14 protein-coding genes are annotated in these 20385 nt (G+C 53.7%); 6 read left to right on the plus strand and 8 right to left on the minus strand.

The window, feature by feature from the left end; all coding sequences use genetic code 11:
• The first annotated feature begins 125 nt into the window (after window positions 1–125).
• Together paaY and paaX are read left to right on the plus strand one after the other, a co-directional pair.
• The gene (gene paaY, locus AC1MEA_RS16695) at window positions 126–722 is read left to right on the plus strand and encodes a phenylacetic acid degradation protein PaaY (protein ID WP_480416819.1); all 597 of its coding nucleotides are present in this window, start codon (window positions 126–128) and stop codon (window positions 720–722) included.
• Window positions 723–881: 159 nt separating this feature from the next.
• Window positions 882–1805, plus strand: a complete 924-nt coding sequence (paaX, locus tag AC1MEA_RS16700; RefSeq protein WP_480416820.1) for a phenylacetic acid degradation operon negative regulatory protein PaaX — start codon at window positions 882–884, stop codon at window positions 1803–1805.
• A gap of 709 nt (window positions 1806–2514) precedes the next feature.
• On the opposite strand, the gene AC1MEA_RS16705 is transcribed toward paaX, so the two are convergent.
• From AC1MEA_RS16705 to styA, 7 genes are all read right to left on the minus strand, one after another.
• Window positions 2515–3765, minus strand: coding sequence for a methyl-accepting chemotaxis protein (locus AC1MEA_RS16705; protein ID WP_480416821.1), 1251 nt, complete (start codon window positions 3763–3765; stop codon window positions 2515–2517).
• 151 nt (window positions 3766–3916) lie between these two features.
• Entirely contained in the window at window positions 3917–4207 is a 291-nt protein-coding gene (locus tag AC1MEA_RS16710) for an EthD family reductase (RefSeq protein WP_480416822.1), read from the minus strand.
• A 10-nt stretch (window positions 4208–4217) separates the two neighbouring features.
• Window positions 4218–5591, minus strand: coding sequence for an OmpP1/FadL family transporter (locus AC1MEA_RS16715; protein ID WP_480416823.1), 1374 nt, complete (start codon window positions 5589–5591; stop codon window positions 4218–4220).
• A 93-nt stretch (window positions 5592–5684) separates the two neighbouring features.
• On the minus strand, window positions 5685–7175 hold the full coding sequence (gene styD, locus AC1MEA_RS16720) for a phenylacetaldehyde dehydrogenase StyD (protein WP_480416824.1): 1491 nt from the start codon (window positions 7173–7175) through the stop codon (window positions 5685–5687).
• Window positions 7172–7693, minus strand: coding sequence for a styrene-oxide isomerase StyC (gene styC, locus AC1MEA_RS16725; RefSeq protein ID WP_480416825.1), 522 nt, complete (start codon window positions 7691–7693; stop codon window positions 7172–7174). Before styC ends, styD begins: the two co-directional genes overlap by 4 nt.
• 88 nt (window positions 7694–7781) lie before the next feature.
• On the minus strand, window positions 7782–8294 hold the full coding sequence (gene styB / locus AC1MEA_RS16730) for a styrene monooxygenase NADH-dependent flavin reductase subunit StyB (protein ID WP_480416826.1): 513 nt from the start codon (window positions 8292–8294) through the stop codon (window positions 7782–7784).
• Between the two features lie 60 nt (window positions 8295–8354).
• On the minus strand, window positions 8355–9602 hold the full coding sequence (styA, locus tag AC1MEA_RS16735) for a styrene monooxygenase subunit StyA (RefSeq protein ID WP_480416827.1): 1248 nt from the start codon (window positions 9600–9602) through the stop codon (window positions 8355–8357).
• A 202-nt stretch (window positions 9603–9804) separates the two neighbouring features.
• Here styA and AC1MEA_RS16740 point away from each other — a divergent pair, with 202 nt between their 5' ends.
• Both AC1MEA_RS16740 and AC1MEA_RS16745 read left to right on the plus strand, forming a co-directional pair.
• A complete protein-coding gene (locus tag AC1MEA_RS16740; protein ID WP_480416828.1) occupies window positions 9805–10587 on the plus strand; it encodes a hypothetical protein in 783 nt (260 codons plus the stop codon).
• A 269-nt stretch (window positions 10588–10856) separates the two neighbouring features.
• Window positions 10857–11354 (plus strand): inovirus Gp2 family protein, encoded by a 498-nt coding sequence (locus AC1MEA_RS16745; RefSeq protein WP_480416829.1) that lies wholly within the window; start codon window positions 10857–10859, stop codon window positions 11352–11354.
• Window position 11355: 1 nt separating this feature from the next.
• Here AC1MEA_RS16745 and AC1MEA_RS16750 read toward each other — a convergent pair whose 3' ends face one another.
• A complete protein-coding gene (locus tag AC1MEA_RS16750; RefSeq protein WP_480416830.1) occupies window positions 11356–12447 on the minus strand; it encodes a competence protein CoiA family protein in 1092 nt (363 codons plus the stop codon).
• Window positions 12448–12911: 464 nt separating this feature from the next.
• Here AC1MEA_RS16750 and AC1MEA_RS16755 point away from each other — a divergent pair, with 464 nt between their 5' ends.
• Window positions 12912–16262, plus strand: a complete 3351-nt coding sequence (locus tag AC1MEA_RS16755) for a VPA1262 family protein (RefSeq protein ID WP_480416831.1) — start codon at window positions 12912–12914, stop codon at window positions 16260–16262.
• Window positions 16263–16366: 104 nt separating this feature from the next.
• Window positions 16367–20188, plus strand: coding sequence for an SIR2 family protein (locus AC1MEA_RS16760; RefSeq protein WP_480416832.1), 3822 nt, complete (start codon window positions 16367–16369; stop codon window positions 20186–20188).
• Window positions 20189–20385: the final 197 nt, after the last annotated feature.

Consider the following 20385-nt stretch of genomic DNA (forward strand, 5'->3'; position numbering starts at 1 on the left):
GGCGGCGCAGGGCAGGTCGTCGGGAAGGGCTTTCTCAAGTGATACGGTTTTTTGCCTTTGTGATGTTAAAATAGATGTGATACAAAATGAATAAATATTGGCATCGCTTTGTGAAGGGACCTTCCATGACCTGCTACAGCCTTGATGGCCTGACCCCGGTGGTTGATCCGAGCGCTTATGTGCATCCGTCGGCTGTATTGATCGGTGACGTGATTGTCGGCCCCCATTGCTACGTCGGCCCGCTGGCCAGTTTGCGCGGGGACTTTGGGCGGATCGTGCTGGAGGAGGGCGCCAATCTGCAGGACACCTGCGTGATGCACGGTTTTCCGGACAGCGACACCGTGGTCGAGCGCAACGGCCATATTGGTCATGGCGCGGTGTTGCACGGTTGCCGGATCGGCGCCGACGCACTGGTGGGCATGAATGCAGTGGTCATGGACAACGCGCGGATCGGCCCGCGTTCATTCGTGTCGGCGGCGGCATTCGTTAAGGCCAGTTTTGAATGCCCCGAGCAGTCGCTAGTCATGGGCGCGCCGGCCAGCATCAAGCGCACGCTCAGTGATCAGGAGGTGGCCTGGAAGCAGGCGGGGACCCGCGAGTATCAGCAACTGGCCAAGCGCTGCCTGGAGCAGATGCAAGTCTGCGAACCGCTGACCGAACCGGAGCCGGATCGCCCACGCATCAGCGACAGCAGTTTACGGCCCAAGGGCAGCGGCGCGTGAACACGGCTCTCCTGTAGGAATTGCCACAGGGTGTTATCTTTTGACTTTGATTCTAAAAAACAAAATCAAAAAATCGCAGCCTGCAGCAGCTCCTTGAGAGATTGCGTTTAATTGGGCAGCTTTCGGTATATTCCTTTTCTTTTTTAGCTTGGTACGCCCATGTCGTCCCTGACACCGTTGAACCATCTGATTACCCGCTTCCAGGAGCAGACGCCGATTCGCGCCAGTTCATTGATCATCACCCTGTACGGCGATGCCATCGAGCCCCATGGCGGCACCGTGTGGCTGGGTAGCCTGATTCAGTTGCTCGAACCGATCGGGATCAATGAACGGCTGATCCGTACTTCGATCTTCCGTCTGACCAAGGAAGGCTGGCTGACCGCCGAGAAAGTCGGACGGCGCAGTTACTACAGCCTGACCGGCACCGGGCGCCGGCGTTTCGACAAGGCGTTCAAGCGGGTCTACAGCAACAGCATGCCGGCTTGGGACGGTTCCTGGTGTCTGGTGATGCTTTCGCAACTGACTCAGGAGAAGCGTAAACAAGTGCGCGAAGAACTGGAATGGCAAGGTTTTGGTGCGATTTCACCGGCGGTGCTGGCCTGTCCGCGCAGTGACCGGACCGATGTCAACGCGGCCTTGCTCGACCTAGGTGCCCAGGAAGACACCATCGTTTTCGAAACCACTGCTCAGGACGTATTGGCCTCCAAGGCCCTGCGCCTGCAAGTGCGCGAGAGCTGGAGCATCGAGGAACTGGCGACCCATTACAGCGAGTTCATTCAGCTGTTTCGACCGCTCTGGCAAGCGCTTCGTGAGCAAGAGGACCTGGTACCGGCTGACTGCTTCCTAGCACGGGTCTTGCTTATTCACGAGTACCGCAAATTGCTGCTGCGCGACCCGCAATTGCCGGACGAATTGTTGCCCGGCGACTGGGAGGGTCGGGCCGCCCGCCAGTTGTGCCGCAACATTTACCGGTTGATCTACGTCAAAGCCGAGGAATGGTTGAACACTGCACTGGAAACCGCCGATGGCCCGCTGCCGGATGTCGGCGAAAGTTTTTACCGGCGGTTTGGCGGGCTGAAATAGCCCGTTGTTGCCCTGGAGCGCTGCGGTTACGCAGAACCTGTGGATTGGCGTAGACAATAAAATAAGCCTGCGCGAGGTCTGACATGATTTCTTCAATTGAACAACGTCGTGATGGCGTTGATCAGTGGATTCATCAGATCAACCACATCTGTGGCGCCTTCAATGCGCACCTCTAGACGCCGGGATTGCCAGCGATATATGGGCGCGTCAGTACGGCGCGCTGAAGCTCGGTTTCGTCAATGCCTGTTCAGCATCCTGGAAGTTGCTGCCGGCGAAGGGGGAATACTTTGTGGTATTCCTGCTCGACGGCCGGCCGGTATGGCTCCAGGGTGATAATAAGGTTCTATGTTCAAGCTCGAGAAAGCTAGCTAATTGACATAGTCATCCATCAGGCCCACTCCTGGGTATTTCACGGGTGTTACTTGTAGTATTTCCCGGGTGAGCATAGTGATGGGATGTCGCGTCAATTCGATGATCGTACTTGACCGAATGGAAACGCAGGGCTTTTTCGGCCAGTTGAGACAGCAAAATCATAGACAGCTGCCAGGAGTTTCCACTGCCCCTGAAGTCGCCGGGCCGCAATGCGTCGATTAGAGTGATTTTACAGGCCGACAATCGTGCCCCTCCTCGCATCAAGCTTGATAGGTAATAGTGCAGCTTCCAAAGAATTCCAGGGGTCGGAGGCTCTTAGGCGCGATTTTTTCCTGGATTAACCCAAGACTTGGCAATGCAAGTTCGGTAATGCAGAACAGCTCTTAAAGGCTTGGTCTGCGCTGGCAACACAAATAATCGCGTTCTCTTTCAAGGTGGAGAAGGCAGTTATAAGTCTCTCGATATCAGCTCTGTGGCTAGTGGCATTACCCACTAGATCCTGCATTTTCAGTCGAATATCTCCGATCATATCTGTGACAGTCAGTACAGAGCCGCCCGCCTTGTAGGCGTCGGCAAGGCTTGAGCTTGCCAATTTGCTGCAGGCTTCCATCCCGCCGACGGCGTCGATCAAGGTCCCATGCAAGCTCGCAATCATTTCTCGAATTTCTACGGTTGCTGTTTGTGTACGCATTGCCAATCCTCGGACTTCATCGGCTACTACCGCGAATCCTCGACCACTGTCACCTGCTCGCGCAGCCTCTATCGCAGCATTGAGGGCCAGCAAATTTGTTTGATCTGCGATCGAGCGAATCACGTCGAGTACTGAGCTGATATGGTTGCTGTTTTCCTGTAGCAAAATTATTGATGCTGTGGATTTTTTAACCCTTTGCTCCAAAAGCTCAATTTGACCAACAGCTGTGCGCGCAAGATCGGCGCCCACGTGTGCTTGAGTGTTTGCGGCATCTGCCGCTCCAGCTACGGCCTCGGCATTGAGTAAGGTGACTTCTACAGTATTGCTCAGGTCATTTGCTTTTGTAGTTAAACGCTCAATGAGCGTACATTGACGTGCAATTCCGGCTTTCGCGCTTTCAGAGGCCAAAAATATCTCATTGAACTCAGTCGCCACTTTATCTGCATAGTGCTGAAGTTTTTCGGAATGATCACCAAGTTTGAGTTTCAAATCAAATAACCACTCCTGCACACTCGATATGATCTTTGACCTATTTGATCTTGGGAGTTGTAGGGCGATGGCGCTCACGACGAGCTCGGGTAGCTCTGCACCGAGCAGTCGAGATACGCGCCGTGTGATAATGACTACTGATAATAAAACGATGAGGATGGAGGTAGTGCAAGATATAAGAGTTTTTAGCTTAACTTCATCGTATCTATATCTCTGCTGCTCATTGATCTCGCTGAGTACCTGAGCGCAATCAGGCTGGCATGTAAAATGGATGAATTTGCTTTCGTCAGTGATTGAGTAACTCTGACTAATAAAAACAAGTGAAAGAGTTGAGAGAGTAATAATAATGGCCGAAACGTAGATGCAGCTCCAGATGGCCACCATTCGAAAAGTTGGTATGCGGGGCATATTGCTACCGGTATGTTAATGATGTATGGAAGGGATAAGTTATACCCTAGAGGAAGGTTATGAGGCGGTCGAGATGGCAGAGTTATCAGTAAATGTATAGAACTCATTTGCCCGGAACACAAAAGCCCGGGCAAATGTTATCTGTTATGACCTAGCACGTTTCTAACGTGAGAATTAGGGCACCCTTTGGTGAGTAGTTCGGAATATCTGCAGCGAGATTTTTCCCGGCTTGCGAACCTAGGGCCTCCTGCAGCGAAGGCAAATCATTAAATACAGCCTCAAACACCACAAAATACTCGCTGTTTGGGTTGTCCACTCGGCCATAGGATGAAGAGATCAATCCCGGCAGATGCTGGACTTGGGGCTGATGCGTAGCTTCATAATAAGCTAGAAAGTCTTCCGGTTCAGCAGGGTGTGGGTATAATACAATTAACTTATGCATTTTCTTCGCCCTAGAAGTCGTAGGTGTAGCCAAGTACGAAGTTGTCTTGAGAATGGGTGTTTTTTATTGGTACAGCTGTATTAGGTAAGGAACTGTTGTATGTGGTCTCTTTCAGTGCATGATCGTACGCAAAATCGATATGACCTGACTCGGTTAGTTGATACGAAAATCCAGTCGAAATGTGTTTTGTTGGGGTGACTGGCAATGTCGCGAATAGCAGCGAAGACTCCGCTGCCTTTGTGGCTTGTCGATACCCTGCGCGAAGTGTCCAATCACCCAGTTTATAACTTGTCCCTATTGCTCCAATTGTTTGGTCTTTGTAGTTTTGTGGAAATTTTAGATTAAGGTCTTGGCCTTGGTTATCAACAAAGCTAACCTTGATATCTTTCATTGCATCGCGCCAGAACACTCGAGAAAAATCCCCAGTTATCAGCCAGTTTTCGGTTATTGAGTGGCTTACGCCGACGCTGAGCGAAGCTGGCATCTGGAAATCGCGTACTTTAATTTTACCTGAAATAGGAATTTGCCCTGCGACCCGGTCTACTGCTGTTACAGTTGCGTCACCTTTCAAATCGTTCATTTTGCTTGCGAAATTATAGGCGACACCGACCTGAGTAGAGTCGGTCGCTTTCCAAAGCAGTCCCAGGCGGCCGCCAAAACCCCACGCATCTGCACCACTTGCCAGGGGTTGGTCCTTGGTGAATCCGATGTGCGCGCCATCGAGCGCAGGCAAACTACCTAATACCGGGACAAGACTGCCGGTGGCACGGCCTGCGCCAATCAATGATCCAACCTGGTTGGCTCCAAACATCATGTTAATGTTCATACCCATCCACATGGCATCCATGCTTGCGCCAATGGTCAGCTGATCGTTGATGTCAAAACTGAAAGCGAGGGGGATGTTTAATACCAACAGTCTGCTGCTGTTATCCAAGTCCGTCGGTGATCCACTGGTGCCGTTGGACAGAAAGCTATCCTTGCCATATTCAGTCCCCAACCCACCTTGAGCGAAGGCGCCGATACCCGCTGCCCACCGATCACCTCGGTAGCTATAAGAAAGCTCTGGCGCGTAGTAGGGACCTCGGTTATTTGACTCATCGTGACTGTGGGCCGTTTCACCAGTGTTCTGGTTGCGGGTTGTTATATCAGTAGTCACAACATCTGCGCCGATGCTTAAGTGACTTCCAGGTTTGGCCAGGGAGAGAGTCGCCGGGTTACTCATCATGCCTGCGTTGCCGACGTCATAACTCATGGAGGTACCGCCCATGGCGCGCGATATTGGACCGAAGCCCTCCATTCGTAACACATCAGTAGCAGACGCATAGTTGCACAGGATAGCCAGCGGCAGGCAGCTCGCGGCTTGAGTAAAAGACTTGTTTTTCATCTTCCGATCTCGTCAATTGTTGTTATTTTTTTGGAGCGCGGTAAGGCGCCTAATACAAGATAAAAAGGGTAGGGCCACTGTGTGGCCCATAGCTCAGTAGGCAATAACCAATGAACGGGTCTCCGTATAGTGTTCTACGGCCGCAGCACCATGCTCACGACCGACCCCGGAAGCTTTGAAACCGCCGAAAGGCAAGTTCGGATCGACCATGTTATGAGTGTTTATCCATACCGTACCCGCTTCGAGCTCATCGGCAAGACGCAAAGCCGCCGACATGTTATTTGTCCACACGCTTGCCCCCAATCCATAAATTGAACTGTTGGCCTCGTCTAGGACCTCTTCCACGCTGCTGAAAGGAGTTGCGATCAAGACCGGGCCAAATACTTCCTGAGTAAGGAGTCGAATATCATTTTTGGTCCGATTGGCGAAAATTGTAGGCTTTATGAAATAACCGTGGGGCAGTGGTCGTTCTGCGCCGCCGCACACCAGCTCGGCTCCGTCATCGAGTCCATTGCGAATGTGCTGCAAGACGTTTTCATAATGCTTTGCAGATACCATGGGGCCCATCTGTGCGTCTTTATCCAGTCCAGCGCCAAGCACTATGGACTCAGCAATGTCCTTCATTCTTTCGAGCACATCCTCGTAAATGCTCTCATGAATGTAGAGGCGTGAGCCGGCAGTACACACCTGGCCGTGGTTGAAGAAGATGGCAGCTGCCGCCCCCTCAGCTGCCTGTTGTGGATCGCAGTCCGACAGGACGATCACCGGGCTTTTTCCACCAAGCTCAAGTGACACAGCTTTAAGGTTTTGGCCACAAGCCGCACCAATAATACGACCGACTTCGGTGGATCCGGTGAACGCAATTTTGTTCACCTGGGGGTGTCGCACAAGTGCGTCGCCGGCAATTTCACCACGCCCAGTAATAACGTTCAAGGCCCCTGCAGGCAGGCCTGCTTCGAGCGCCAGCTCTCCCAAACGCAGTGCCGTGAGTGGCGTTTCTTCTGCTGGTTTCAGCACAACGGTATTACCGCAAGCAAGTGCTGGTGCAATTTTCCAGACAGCCATCAACAGGGGAAAATTCCAAGGAATGATTGCCCCCACTACACCGACAGGCACACGTTGAGTCGAGGCCCGCACGCGTACTTGAGGGGGCATGGGCAGGGACAAATCCAACGTGGTTCCATTGATTTTTGTCGCCCAGCCAGCCATATAACGTAGCCATTGCGCACTGGCACCCACTTCCACCATGCGAGAATAAATGAGCAGCTTGCCGTTGTTGAGCGTCTCCAATTCGGCCAATTCATTAGCGTTTTCTTCGAGCAAGTCTGCTAACCGGAGCAGAATGGCTTCCCGCTTGACTGGAGGCATTCGCCTCCATGCTTCAGAATTGAATGTGTGGACTGCACTACTGACAGCATCGTTGACGTCATTAGCGTCAGCGTCGGGCACGTGTGCCAGGATTTCTCCGGTCGCAGGATTATAGACAGGGAGTTGAGCGCCAGACTTGGCAGCAACCCAACTACCATTAATGAACATCCGGGTGCGCAAAGAGTTTGTTGCGACAGGCAATTCAATAGTGTTCATGACAGATCCTTATTCGGTAGCGGCTTGGCCAATTGATTGCTAGTGGTCGGAGTCTTAAGTGCCTGGTAACCGATAACGAAAAGCGCAACGAGGGCGAGCACGCCAAAGAGATAGGCCGGAGCGAGCGCCACCACGCTGAAGATGTCCCCTGCGCCAAAGTGATTTGGGCCAAAAGTCAATCCACGATTCGGGGAAAAATTTGAAAAGAAGTAAAAACATACGTTGGACCATCCATCGAGGACGATGGTCCAGCCCAAAAGGCGTTCGGTTTTCTCTGTGAAACCGAGGCTAGGAAGTACTAAGGCAACAGTGATGACCATCATTCCGTTGAGGGCTGGACCTGCGTGAGCTTTGGCCCAGCCTTCTGGGGAGCCGGGAATATGAAACTCGATGATGTAACCCGGTATAATTTCAAAGCCGCCAACAAGGTGCATCCACAGCCCTACTCCGAAAAGCAGTGTGCAGAAAATCATCAAGATGCCGTGGCCGGCCATCTTTCGAGGGAATGTGCTAAGCATTATCGTTCTCCTTGTACCGATTCGATTAGGCATAGCCTTATCGAACCCTAGTTTCTTGTTATTGGATGAAGCTGGCTGAGTTGGGCAATCAGCCAAGTGGTGATGGGTTGCAGTGGTAGCGACTTGCAAAGAAAAGCAAAGGTTGAGGTGTTTCGTGCCTCACAAGATCGCATGCGGTGACGCGGGAAATGAGGAGGGTGTGATCGTGCACGACCAGCGTTTCCTCCACCTCGCATTCAAACCATGCCAACGCACCTTCCAGCGTCGGAAGCTCATTGCGCACGGTAAACGCGGGCAGAGGTGTGTCTTCCAGTATGCGTTTGCTGAAGTAGGCTGATGACGTCTGTTGATGTTCAGCAAGGATGCTGACGCCGTAGCGTCTGCCGCGAGTGATGAGATCCAGCATCCGACCTGGTTTGAGTGACACCATAACCGTCGGAGGGTCGAGGCTGATCGATGTGAAGCTGTTGACCGTCATGCCATGCACTTGGCCGTCCTCGGCCTTGATACTTATGACTGCAATGCCGGTAGCGAAAAGTGAAATCGACTGACGGAAGCACAACGCATCCGTGGGTTTAGGCGGGCTGATGATTGCTGACATGATTCTTCATCCAGTAAAGCGATGTTACGCCGGCTGCTGAGGCAGCCGACGGCCGTGGCTTCAGGCTGCTACATTTGGCGAGTACTGCGCGCACCAAGTGCCGGTGCGCTGCGGACTAGAAAAGTAGTCCCACTGACGTTCTGGGTAGTTGAAGTTGTCGGTAAACTCATCCGCCATTTCTCGGCTCTGGCTGAGGACGACAAGGAAGTCGACAAACTCCTGAGGTACTTGCGCCAGGCTGGTGAGCATGAAATTAGTCCAGCGGGTGGCACACAAAACGCGATCCGTGCGACGACGCTCAAGATGCTCGCAGAAGCGCTGATCGTATACAGAATGCCCAACGATCTCTTCGCCGAGGATCCAAGCCGCGTAAGAAGCCATATTGGCACCCTGACCCAGCACGGGGTCAACTGTGGCTTGAATGTCTCCCAGGCCGATAACAGTTTTTCCATTCTTCAACTGGAAGCTGCCATTGCGGAACGCAGGTACGACCCCGCCTTGAAGAATGTCGAGCGAGCTATTCGCAAGATCGAATTCTTCTGGATTAATTCGTTCAGCAACAGATGGGTGGTGCTTGCGCAGCTTCTCCAGCAAAAGCGCCATGAACGCTTTCGGGTCATCGTCGTACTTGGTAGTCGAAAGTACTTCCATGTCGGCGCCGAAGTGGTTCTCCATGACCAAGGCGGTAACCATGCCATTGAAGGACAGCGTCGGAATTTCGATTAGCTCCCCGTGACCCGGAGAAAACGACATGGTCACTGCGCGAATTGGCGCCTCCTTGATCCCTTTGAATAGCCCAACGCAAAGAGCTCGTTGTGGACGCTCGAAGGGGGAGTTTTCAGGCTGTTTGTCAAAAAGACCACCCAGAGAGGCCTTGCCAGTACATACGACAAGTAGGTCAAACTCTTCGGAGAGCTTCTCCAGGTCGTCAGCGCTCACCGCGTCATATTTGATCTCGCCACCACGGGCCAGCAATGCCTGCATAAGCATTGGTTGGTACATGCGATAGTCAACGGCGCGGCTCGGTGCTTTCAGATCACCGTAGAATGACATTGGTTGAGGGGTGCCAACGTAGTAGTAGTGGCCAAAGTAGCCGTACTCATCTGAAGGCCACTTGTTTACGTTCAGGGCCTCTTCGCGCTGCACTGTGACAGCATGATGGGCGACCGTATTCAGCAATCGCATTCCGGCGTATTCCTCCGGCTTGCGATCAGTAAATACGGTGACTTCGACGTCATTCTGCAGCAGGTAGAGGCCGAGGTGCAGACCTGCGGTTCCTGCGCCAACAATACCGATACGCTTTTTCATGGTCTCTCCTTATTTTTGTTTTCATTTAGGCTGCTTTCAGATTAGGTCTGTTACAGACTGAAGGATATAAACCATGGTTTAGAGAGGCCTTGAATCTTTGGGTGCTAGCGCTCACTAGCTATCCACAACTGGTCCTTTGCATAGGCAGAAAGGTTGGTTATGTTGAAAATAGCGATACATAAATAGAGGTAAAATTACAGTAATGGAATCGTTTATTGTCGGAGAGGATTTCCATTTTTTTTTCATGAAGGTATGCATATGGACCTTGGCAATGACCTCGGCAACACCCATCCATCTTGAACAGGGCGCCGGTAAAAGCATCGAATCCGGTGGCGTAAACAAGGCAATCGAAATCGTACTGTTGGTGGGTGGTGTTTATTCCGGACTCTGTAATCGTCTCGATAGGGGCAGCCTTGATATCGACGAGTGTCACGTTATCGTGGTTAAGGGGCGACCGAAGAGGTGCTACCGACTCACGGATGACTTTCACAAGAAACTCGAAAAGATTACCGCGCTGACAGCCATGCACCATGAGGCAGCCGTCGCCAGTCTGCTGAAGCACGAAAGCAGGAAGGTCTGCCGAGCAAGCGAAAAAAAGGAGGAACAGAACGAGGATGTGGCTCCGCTGGCTGAGCTATGGAGTAAAAAGCAGCCCGGTCAGTTGAGTATCGTGAATCGCCTGTTGCTGAGCGTGCTGCTGTGTTGTACTGATCGTTTTGGCGTGGTTAGCGACCTGGGCTCTTCAGCGCTATGCAAGATCACGGGCCTCAGTAAAGAACGATTGAAGAATAGGGTGCAGTGCCTGATTGATCAGGGCTTGATACGGGCCTACGTACCCGGTGCAACCAGCTCGGTCTTTTTCACCAAAATGAAAAGCACCTATTTCCTCAACCTGAACCACCCCGAGCTATCAGGCGAAGGCAGTGCCACTTCAGTTCTAGCCTACCCATCGGTGAGCGCCATGAGCTCAGTCCCCCAGGCGTAGCTCAGCCAGTGACAGGGTCCAGCATCAGTCGCTTAGCTGAAATTTGCCACCGTAAAAAATTACACAGCTCCCTGAGCTTATGAACTCACTCAGTGGATCATCCCCATGGCACATCAGCCCAAGCGTCACCCCGGCAACAGCAATCTCCACCTGCACTACGAGAGCACCTTTCGAGGGCTACCCGTGCTGACGTCCCATACCCCCTTCATTACCAAATACCTTGAAGGCGTATATGAACCACTCAGTTAGCGCTTAGAGCTCACCGTCGGGTGTTCGCGCTACGTTTCGACCTACATTTCCCAGATGACGACTCAGTACCCGAATCAGATAGCACCGTCATCTCCAGGTTTGTTGATTCCTTGACCTTCAGAATTCAATCAGCACGGGAGCGCTCTGTGCGCCAGAACGGTACTGCTCATCAGACAGAGGTGCGCTGGTGCTGGGTCAGGGAGATTGGGCGGGAGGGTCGCCCGCATTACCACTTCGTCTTACTGCTCAACAAAGATGCGTACCACACCGTGGGACGCTTTCACTCGGCACAAGAGAATACATACAGCCGCATTCATGCTGGATGGGCCGGTGCATTGAGGATTTCTGTCGACGATACCAATGGTTTGGTGCATATCCCTGCCAATGCTGTATATCACCTATCTCAGGATGATCCAGCGGAGATGGACCAGTACTTCCGTCGGGTGAATTACCTCTGCAAGTCAGCGACCAAGGTCTATGGCAGTCGATGCCGTGCGTTTGGTTGCAGCAGAGGGTAAATCAGACCTCTGGCTTTATGATGAGCAGAGGCGCCGCCCTTACCGACATGCCCGGCTTGGCCGAGCAGTACATTCGTTTGTGAATGGTCGCTGGTAGGTCGGGCGATACGGTCGTTTCAAGCAGATCGTATCCGTCCACGGTGCAGTAGAGGCAGAATTTTGAGCCAGGAGGACTCAGCAGATAGCAGGCTTTGCACTCGGCGGCTTTACCTTCCCAGTTTCGCAATGCTTTGAACATGGTGGCAGCAATGAGCTGCGTTCGGTCTTGGACTGTAAAGTCCGATTCGATAGCTGGTCGTTTAGCAGCCAATTCAATTTGCATGGCTCGGTGTGCTTTCAAGGCCAAACCGCGCTCGGTTTTTTCTTCCGCGAGCGCAAGCTGATGAGCATTTTTTGCAGCTTCTCGCTCCGCCTCTTCATCCAACCACTTGGCGTTTAGCTCAGTCGCGTGCAGTTGGAGCTTCTGCTCTGTGTTTGCCAATAGCCTTTCGCCACGGATACATCTGATCCAGGAGCGGGTCGACGGATCCTGCAGTACGGCATACGCGAAGCGGTCTGGGTCATTGATCTGCTCCAGCGTCAGGCTATACAGGTCAACTTCCATGCTGGAGTGCTCCAGAGCCTCTAGCTGACGGTACCGCTCATGCTCCATTCTGGAGGACAGCTTGATTCGTACAATCAGCTGGCGGCCCGACCTATGCAGGATTACATGGCCTCTTAATCCGTCCAGATCAACAAATCGCTCCACTGAATCTGCAGTAGCGATTACTGGCGTCAGTCCGACGCTTTTTTTCAGCAACTGGCCGCTTGCAATGGAAACACTGACCGTGTCTAGGAAGGTCGGGAGCATGAGCTGCTTGTGCTGCACGATTAGTGCGACTGCAGCTCGTCTTACTCCTTCACGGAAACCATCGATACAGTCATTCGATTGCGTATGACGGAAATGGGGAATGACTTTTTTTCCATTATTGGCTGCATTTAGCGGCTGATGGCAACCTGGGCAAATGCAGCCGCAACGAAGTCCATTTTCGGCCTCATATGCCCGAATCAGGACACCGTCACGCTCGCCAAATGGAATTTTGCTCTCGCGCATCGTCCATGTCCCACGTTTCTATCGATAGCGCGGATCATACCCGGTAATCGCAGGCCGCTCTCGACCCTGGCCGTTTGAAAACTCAAAGAAAAAATTGGAGTCTGCGCTTCTATTTGGAATCTCAAATTTATTGGCAGGTTCCACAGACCTTGATTTCACATAGATGCGCGATTTCTCGACCGATCTTCACGGTATCAATTGGTCCTCGGGTTTTCACACAGCTTGGGCCCAGAGCGGAAGTAGGCAATCAGCGAAGGGGGCACTACACTGCTGGCACTGACTCAGCTTCGAGACACCGCACCGACATTCGAGCTAGTCATCCGATCAGTGCGCGGACCCTGCACTCATGCGGATTTCGAGTCGGACAGCTCGGTGCTTGCTGACGCCGTCAGATTTCCCAAAAGGTGGCTCATTTCAGAGTAGGCGCCAACACAAAAATGCGGAAAAGTACTCATAAGGAATTGATGGCTCCTACACTTGATGACCTGATAAACGACAGCCGACTGATGCGGTTGTTTTCGAAGAATGTCCGTCACTGCGCATTGCAGCTGTGGATTTTGCAGATCAAGTCCGAGCAATCGATTGAAAATCGTTTGGTTTACGGTCGTTTGCTTCCCTACAGCCATTCAAGCGATCGTTGGTACTCCAGCGATGGCCATAAACTCCAGAGCTTCGGGAAAGTCCAAGCGCAGATTATCCCGCTCAACCTGTACGTCAAAAGCGCTCAGTGCGCTGCGATTCTAAGGCAATTGAGCGCCGGCCGAACCATCTTGGCAATCAGTGAAGAACTAAAGTTCGACCTTTCAAAGGATTTGAAGGCACGGTTCGGCGCGACAGCGCTCAAAGCCGATGAACTGGTCTATCGCCCCGTCGCCTATCTGCTTAACCGCGATGCACATGATAGGAACTCTCCGTCCAGCCCACATGGCGGAGCAGGCGCATTCAGCGCTTCGATCACTCAGACTGACAAGGGGGCGCTATTACGCTTAGGTCTTGACTACGACGCCATCTTGACCGAATCGGTAATTAGGTACCTCAAGGCTGATACAGGTCTGGACTTCGGCGGAGCCGATACTACTAGGTTCGGCGACCTTGAATTGCTGGTCTTCCCTGCACTGGACGATCTTGAGCGGCGTTTACTGAACGTAAAATGGACCAATGCCCCGCTCGCCCTGGTTGCAAGATTTAATCCGATGCAGGTGCCTCACTTTAGCGTCTTCCAGTTCCGCCTGAGCATTGAGAACGATGGCCATATTGTCTATTCGAGCATCGGCAGAGCGGAATGCAATGAGGGAGGGGAGTTTGAATTCAAATTCGAGCTGAGCGACCAGATCCACTCGATAACCGACAGTACAGATCTGGAGATCTTCGGCTTTCATGGCGACCATGCCCGTGAGGGCACACTGTGTTGTCGGTGGCGGATCGGATACGTTCGGGAGGTCCATATTCAGGGGCATATCGTGGGCCACAGTGCCAGCCCGGTTAAGTTCGACTGGTTGGAGAAAGCCACTCGGCCGTCCGCGTTAGCGCGGGTTAAGTCAGCCCTGACAATCAATTCAGGCAATCGGGGATTCACCAACCGCATCGGTGCGCGTGAGATGGACCCTTGGGTCCCGGCCAACCGCGATCTGCAATCCCTTCTTGCGCGGCTCCATCCACCGAAGTCTGAGGGGCGGTTCTTCTTGCGTTGGAGTGAGGGCGACCGCGAGGGCCGCCTGCAATTCGTGGAGTGGTTCAGGGCGCTGTTGGCCAAGTATCAAAACCACCAGATGATCATTTTCGACCCCTATTTTGACGCCTCCGGATTGGGTCTGATAGTGATCTGCGCGGCACCGGAAGCTGACTACATTGTCTTCACGTCTCTGCCCAAACCACCCAATAAAGACAAACCCATGCGACGCAAGTCCGACAATCCCACCTCGGACCGGATTAACAACCTAGTGGCGAGCTGTGACCACAACCATCACCTGCTGCAACGCAACAAACTGCGTATCTACGGCCTGAAGGAGGGCCGGCTACATGACCGCTATATTCTAATTATGGCACCAGACGGACTACCGGTTGCAGGTTTCAATCTGTCCAACTCGTTTCAGAAAGCTTCGGAGAACTATCCCCTGTTGGTCACTCCGATTCCTGCGGATACCTTGCTTAACGTTGAGCAATACTCCTCTGAACTGGTGCAGGAGGCGGAGGCTGCGCAGCCCGAAGGCGGGGCCGAAAATCCCTCCATACGCCTTCTTTTCAACTCTATGGCGTCGTCGACTGCGACAGCGCACCGACGCTATGAGCCTCTTCGTTTTCTCGAGAAAGCCCTTTCCGGCGACGTGCTGAGCGTTTGGAGTGGCAAGTTATCGCTACAAGGCTTGAGCGGGGATCCGTTGAAGGAGCGAATGGCTGCGTTAGGCCTGCTCAAGAATGACTCGCTCGCTTTGCCCGAGACGGCAGGGGCAGGCTTGGGCAATTGCCTGAGCCAGCAGGCCGGAGACTTCGCGGACTTCGCGACGACTTGGGAGGTGCTTGGCGAAGTACTCGCGCATTCAAGCACGGTGGATCGCTACTTTGGCGAGGTCAAATCCGAACTTGGCTTTCTGGCGTTTTTGGCACGATTTCTAGAGGCATCATTCCAGCGCACGCATGACGAGGTGACTAAGGAGTTAGCTGTTATGGATACCCAGTTGTTTCAGAGACCGGTCGATAACTTGCTGCATAGCTCCTATCACCCGCATCACTTGTTCCATGCGACAAAATACACAGCCCTGACCTGGGCGGAGTACTACACCGTCAAATTTCTATGGGCGTATACCCCTGACACTCTGGTGGCGATTACCGAAGCCCAAATGGCTAGCGTGCCAATAGAGCCTCAAGGTCACGATGCGGTGCGACTGTCCCTTTTGAGCCAGATTGCCAGCGAGATTTCACTGTCAATGGAGTTTGACACCAGCGAAGCGCAACGTGACAGCCTCATTCGCAGCAGCAATGGTCTGCTGCAATGGATAGGACTGAACGTTATCGAGCGGCAGTTAGAAAATCCGGGAGGGCTCGCCGCCGTGCTTCAATTGGTGGCTGACTTTTCCTACTCTAAGCAGGTCCAAGTCTTAGGCTGGATGGTTCATCGCGCCTCAGTGAGACCGAAGACTGCTGATATCTACACCTGCCTAGTAGCGGCACTCCATAGTGCGCTGCCGACGAAAATCTCCGCGGACGACCTGCTAAACCTGGTCGACTCGATGCGTGGGCATATGCGGCAACTGGCGTGGGCCGAGCCGTGGCTCTTCCAGGATGTTGTCTTCCCCTTGTTGCAAAATGACCGCGCCAACACAGACGATGCGTGCGAAATATGGGTTCGCGAGCTAGCGGCTTCGCTGGGGTCAGAACCGGGATACCAATCACTGCTGTTTAAACGAGAGCGCGAAGGCCAGACGACTAACATCACCGCGTTCCTCTTCGCGAATAGCAGCCCTGAGCGCCAGCAGACCACGCTGAAGTCGATGAAGGCAATCCTGAAGCGACAGCAACGGATCGTGCAACAGCCCCTCGCCAGCACCTCTGACTGGACACGATGGGACGATGCCATACAGGTCTCGATGTGGATTCTGACTTTTACTCGATGGAGTCAGTACTACCTGCGCGGGCGCAACATGGCGGACGATGAGCTGCAGGAGCTGTCGCGGGGCGCCCGAGAGCTTGCAATGGTCAGGCCTATGGACGAGTGGCGGTCGGAGGGCGCCGGCAAGCAGACCGAACTCGCCGCGTTCCTTGATCAAGTGGAGGAACTCCTGGCCTTGATCGACGAGCCGGAAAATGAACGTCAATAGTTGATTCAGCGGTGCCCTCAGATCAATCAGGTTTTGTCGCGGTAGCGCCGCCATGTTGAGCTGGTAGCGGAATTCGGGGCTCCCTCAATCTTCCACAGGTCCCAATGGCCGCACCGAACAAGCGAGTTAATACCATGCGCTTTATCCCTAACGGTCCGTCGCTACCTGATGAACTCCTAACTGCGAGAGATGCTGGTGACGTGCTGTTTTTCTGCGGCGCTGGCGTCTCGCGTGCCGAAGCGCATTTGCCGGACTTTGCGACTCTTGCTGAAAAGGTGCTCGACCTGCTCGGGTCAGCGCTCGATAGCCCAGCGCGTCGGTTATTCGACGCCGGACGAAGGTTTGAGAAAGAGAGCGGTATCACTGGCTTGGTTGCGACCGACCGGATCTTCGGGATGCTAGAGCGGGAATTCGAGCCTACAGATGTACGGGAGGCGGTAGCTATCGCGCTCAAGCCAGAGTCAGGCTATGGCCTTGCCGCACATCGTACTTTGCTCGATCTATCGCGAACTCGCGCTGGCGTTGCACGGCTCGTCACGACCAACTTCGATCTTCTATTCGAGGAGTGTGAGCCGGGGATCACCTCGTCCAACCCACCTCGACTGCCAGACCCACGCCGCGATATCGACTTTCGCGGCATTGTTCATCTTCATGGTCGAGTCGATACAGATTATCGTAGGGCTTGCGATGACGAGTTTGTGCTGTCGAGCGCAGATTTTGGCCATGCTTATCTGTCGGATGGCTGGGCGACCCGTTATATCCAAGCGCTTCTGCGGCGCTTTCGGATCGTGTTCGTCGGTTACTCAGCCGACGATCCGCCGGTCCAGTATCTGCTGGAGGCGCTCAATCGCTTTGAAAAGCCAGTCCATAAGCTTTATGCATTCCAATCAGGTAATGCGACGGAGGCGATGGCTCAGTGGGCGCATAAAGGAGTTGAGCCGATCGCATATGACAGCGCAAATGGCCACGCTGCGCTGTGGAAGACGTTGTGTGCCTGGGCCGAGCGCGCTCGCGACGTCGACGGCTGGCACGACCGGCTAATCATGAGCGCGTCCAAGGGGCCGATATTGATGCCTCCACATGAGCGCGGCATGATTGCACATCTTGCTTCGACCATAACCGGCGCCCGACTGCTGGCCGGTACTCATGACCCACTGCCCGCTGACTGGCTGAGCGTCTTTGATCGCAATGCCCGGTACGCACAAGCCGACAAGGTAAATAGTTATGACCAGACGAGCGATCGTTTCGACCCGTTCGAGGCGTTTGGTCTAGACAGCGATACGCCTCCAACCCCAATTGATCCCGATCAGCTTTTTACGAAGCGTGCGGTGCCAGAAAATGCTTGGGACGGCATCGCCTCACTGCCATCTGATCGTACAGATCTCTCGCCTGAGGAAGTCGCGCAATTGCGCGGAGTTCGCGCAGATGTTGCGGTAAGTCTCCCTCCGCGCCTTTGGCACATCGGCATATGGATCGTTAGAGTTGCGCATCAACCGGCAGCCCTATGGTGGGCGGCTAATCAAGCGCGGTTCCATCCGTCCATCCAGCAACGTATCGAATGGTCGCTGCGCCACGACGCAAGTCTTTATCCCCCGGCTGTGCGCGATGGTTGGCGCATCCTACTCGCGTGCTGGCAACAGAAAGTGTTTGATCCAGACCAATGCCGATATGATATTGAGGCCAGAGCGGAGCGTGAAGGTTGGTCACCCTCGCTCGTTCGAGAAGCTGTCGCCCTTTATCAACCGATGCTGACCGTTAAATCACGCTTTGGCGCCATGGCGCCCGAGGCGAATCCGGCACTTGAACTCAAAGCCATTATTCGGGCTGATGTGGAATATCCGCGACCGCATCAGACTCTTGATATTCCGCCAGACTTGCTCGGCTACGCTGTCACCCTGTTCCGCGAGAAGCTTGGATATGCCGTCCAGCTTGAGCGCGAGGTCAATGGTCACGACGATCTGTACTTTGACACGACGCGGCCAGATGATGGCGATGCCCTGGATGAGGATAGTTACGGGCTGACCGGCCACCTCGCTATTTTTACTAAAATGGTGGCGCGACTGACAGTGGAGGACCGCACAGCTGCGCGTAAAGAAGCCGCTCAGTGGTCTGGAATAAACGATCCGCTCTTTACCCGTTTACGTATTTGGGCTGCGGGACGCAACGACCTGACGACACCCGAGGAAGCTGGCCAGATATTTTTGGATCTTAACGAGGATACATTTTGGAAATCCAAGCAGAAACGGGATTTGCTGTTTTCCCTACGCGATAGGTGGTCCGAAATGCCCCCGTCGACGATCGCGGAGATTGAGTCACGCCTTCGCGATGGGAAAATCTCATGGGCAACGCAGCACGAAAATAGCGACGAACTTATCGCTCATTACAGACTCGACCGGCTCCATTGGCTCTCAACTCAGGGAGTCACTTTTTCCTTCGATTTTGATGCCGAAGTCTTGGCTCTGCGGGCTCTCGCTTCTGAGTGGACGGAACGTGCTGGCGCGAACACGGCCCAGCCCAATGTTTCGAAGATTCGGGGCATTGATATCCATACGAGTGCCACTCCCGTTGAGCAGTTGCCTATTAGTGAAGTCCTTGAAAAAGCAAAGGCTCTGGGGCATTACGATTTCGATTCACACATTCAGCGACAACCTTTTCGTGGCTTTGCCGAGAGGCGACCAGTACGTGCACTTAGCGTTCTGACCGACGCTGCGCGAAAGAGCACGTTCGAACCATGGGCGTGGAGCGCACTACTTTCTTCGGTAAGTAAGGTAACGACGTCGCCCCGCATGCTTTCGACTATAGGGCAGCGGCTGGCGCGTCTGCCGGCTGATAATCTGGCGGAGATACTCCATCCGGTCTCGGCATGGCTGAGCGACCAGCACGGGCGATTACTCGCCGACTTTCCGATAGTTTTCGATCTGGTCTGGGAAGCCATGGTTGTAGCACTCGTGGCGGCTCCTTCGGTGAAGCGGTATCCAAGACCTGATCGGGCGTGGGTCGATGAGGGGTTGAATAGTCCTGTTGGACGAATGGTGGATGTGCTGCTAAAGGATCCCGCCAAGACGACGTTTGAGCCTTGCTCGGGCATGCCGGAAGCCTGGAAACGCCGACTCGACAGACTGCTTGAACTGCCGGGCGATCATCGACCGCACGCCATCGCCATGATCACACCGCAACTTAACTGGCTATTTCACATCGATCCTAATTGGGTCCACGACCAACTACTGCCGCTCGCCAGCGGCAGAGGAAACGACAGTAACGCTTTCTGGGCGGGTTATTTCTGGCGCGCGCACACGCCACAACACTCTCTCTATCTGCTGCTAAAGCCTGGGTTTATTGCGCTCGCTAGCCAGTCAGGTCAGCGTCGGGACGAAGCAAGAATTCTGGTTGGCATGTTGTTGGCCGGCTGGGGCGGTACTGAGGACGCAATCAACGCCGAAAGCCTGATCTCAGACATTGAATTGCGCGATATTCTTATTCATGCCGAGGATGACCTGCGTGTGCAGATGCTCTGGCATCTCGAACGCTGGACCCTCGAATCGGGAAGCCGGTGGGGGGATCTCCTAGTACCTTTCCTTACACGAGTGTGGCCACGCCAGCGTGATGTCCGTACGGCATTGATATCGGGGCGCCTTGCTGAGCTTGCTTTGGCATTACCTGACCGATTTCCTGAGATCGTGGAGATTATCCTTCCAAGGTTGGTTCCAATAAAGAGCGCATCGCTGCGGTTCGCTCCGTCTATCGATCCTGAGTCGAGTATTGCCAAACAGCATCCGCAGGCACTCCTCAACCTACTCGGGGCCATTCTCACCGAGGAATCGGCCGATTGGCCGTACGGCGTCGAGAAACTATTGAGCCAGCTTGTTGCGCAGCCGGAGACCCGAGGCGAGCCAAGACTGGCAGAACTGCTTCGGGGGCAGCGTTAGCGTCAGATAAGTGGATGCTCAAAATGCTAATCACCAAAAAGGATTTTTGGCTATCCACTTCCCTAGGCACGCACGGTCCAATCTGCATTTTTGGCGATTGCGCAACGCGACATGCGGCGTTACTACTGACGCCAAAACGCGCTCGGTAAAAACTACCAAGCTTTCATGCTTCGATATATGCAGCGGATGGCAGTACC

This window comes from Pseudomonas sp. ASL8 (assembly GCF_056680355.1).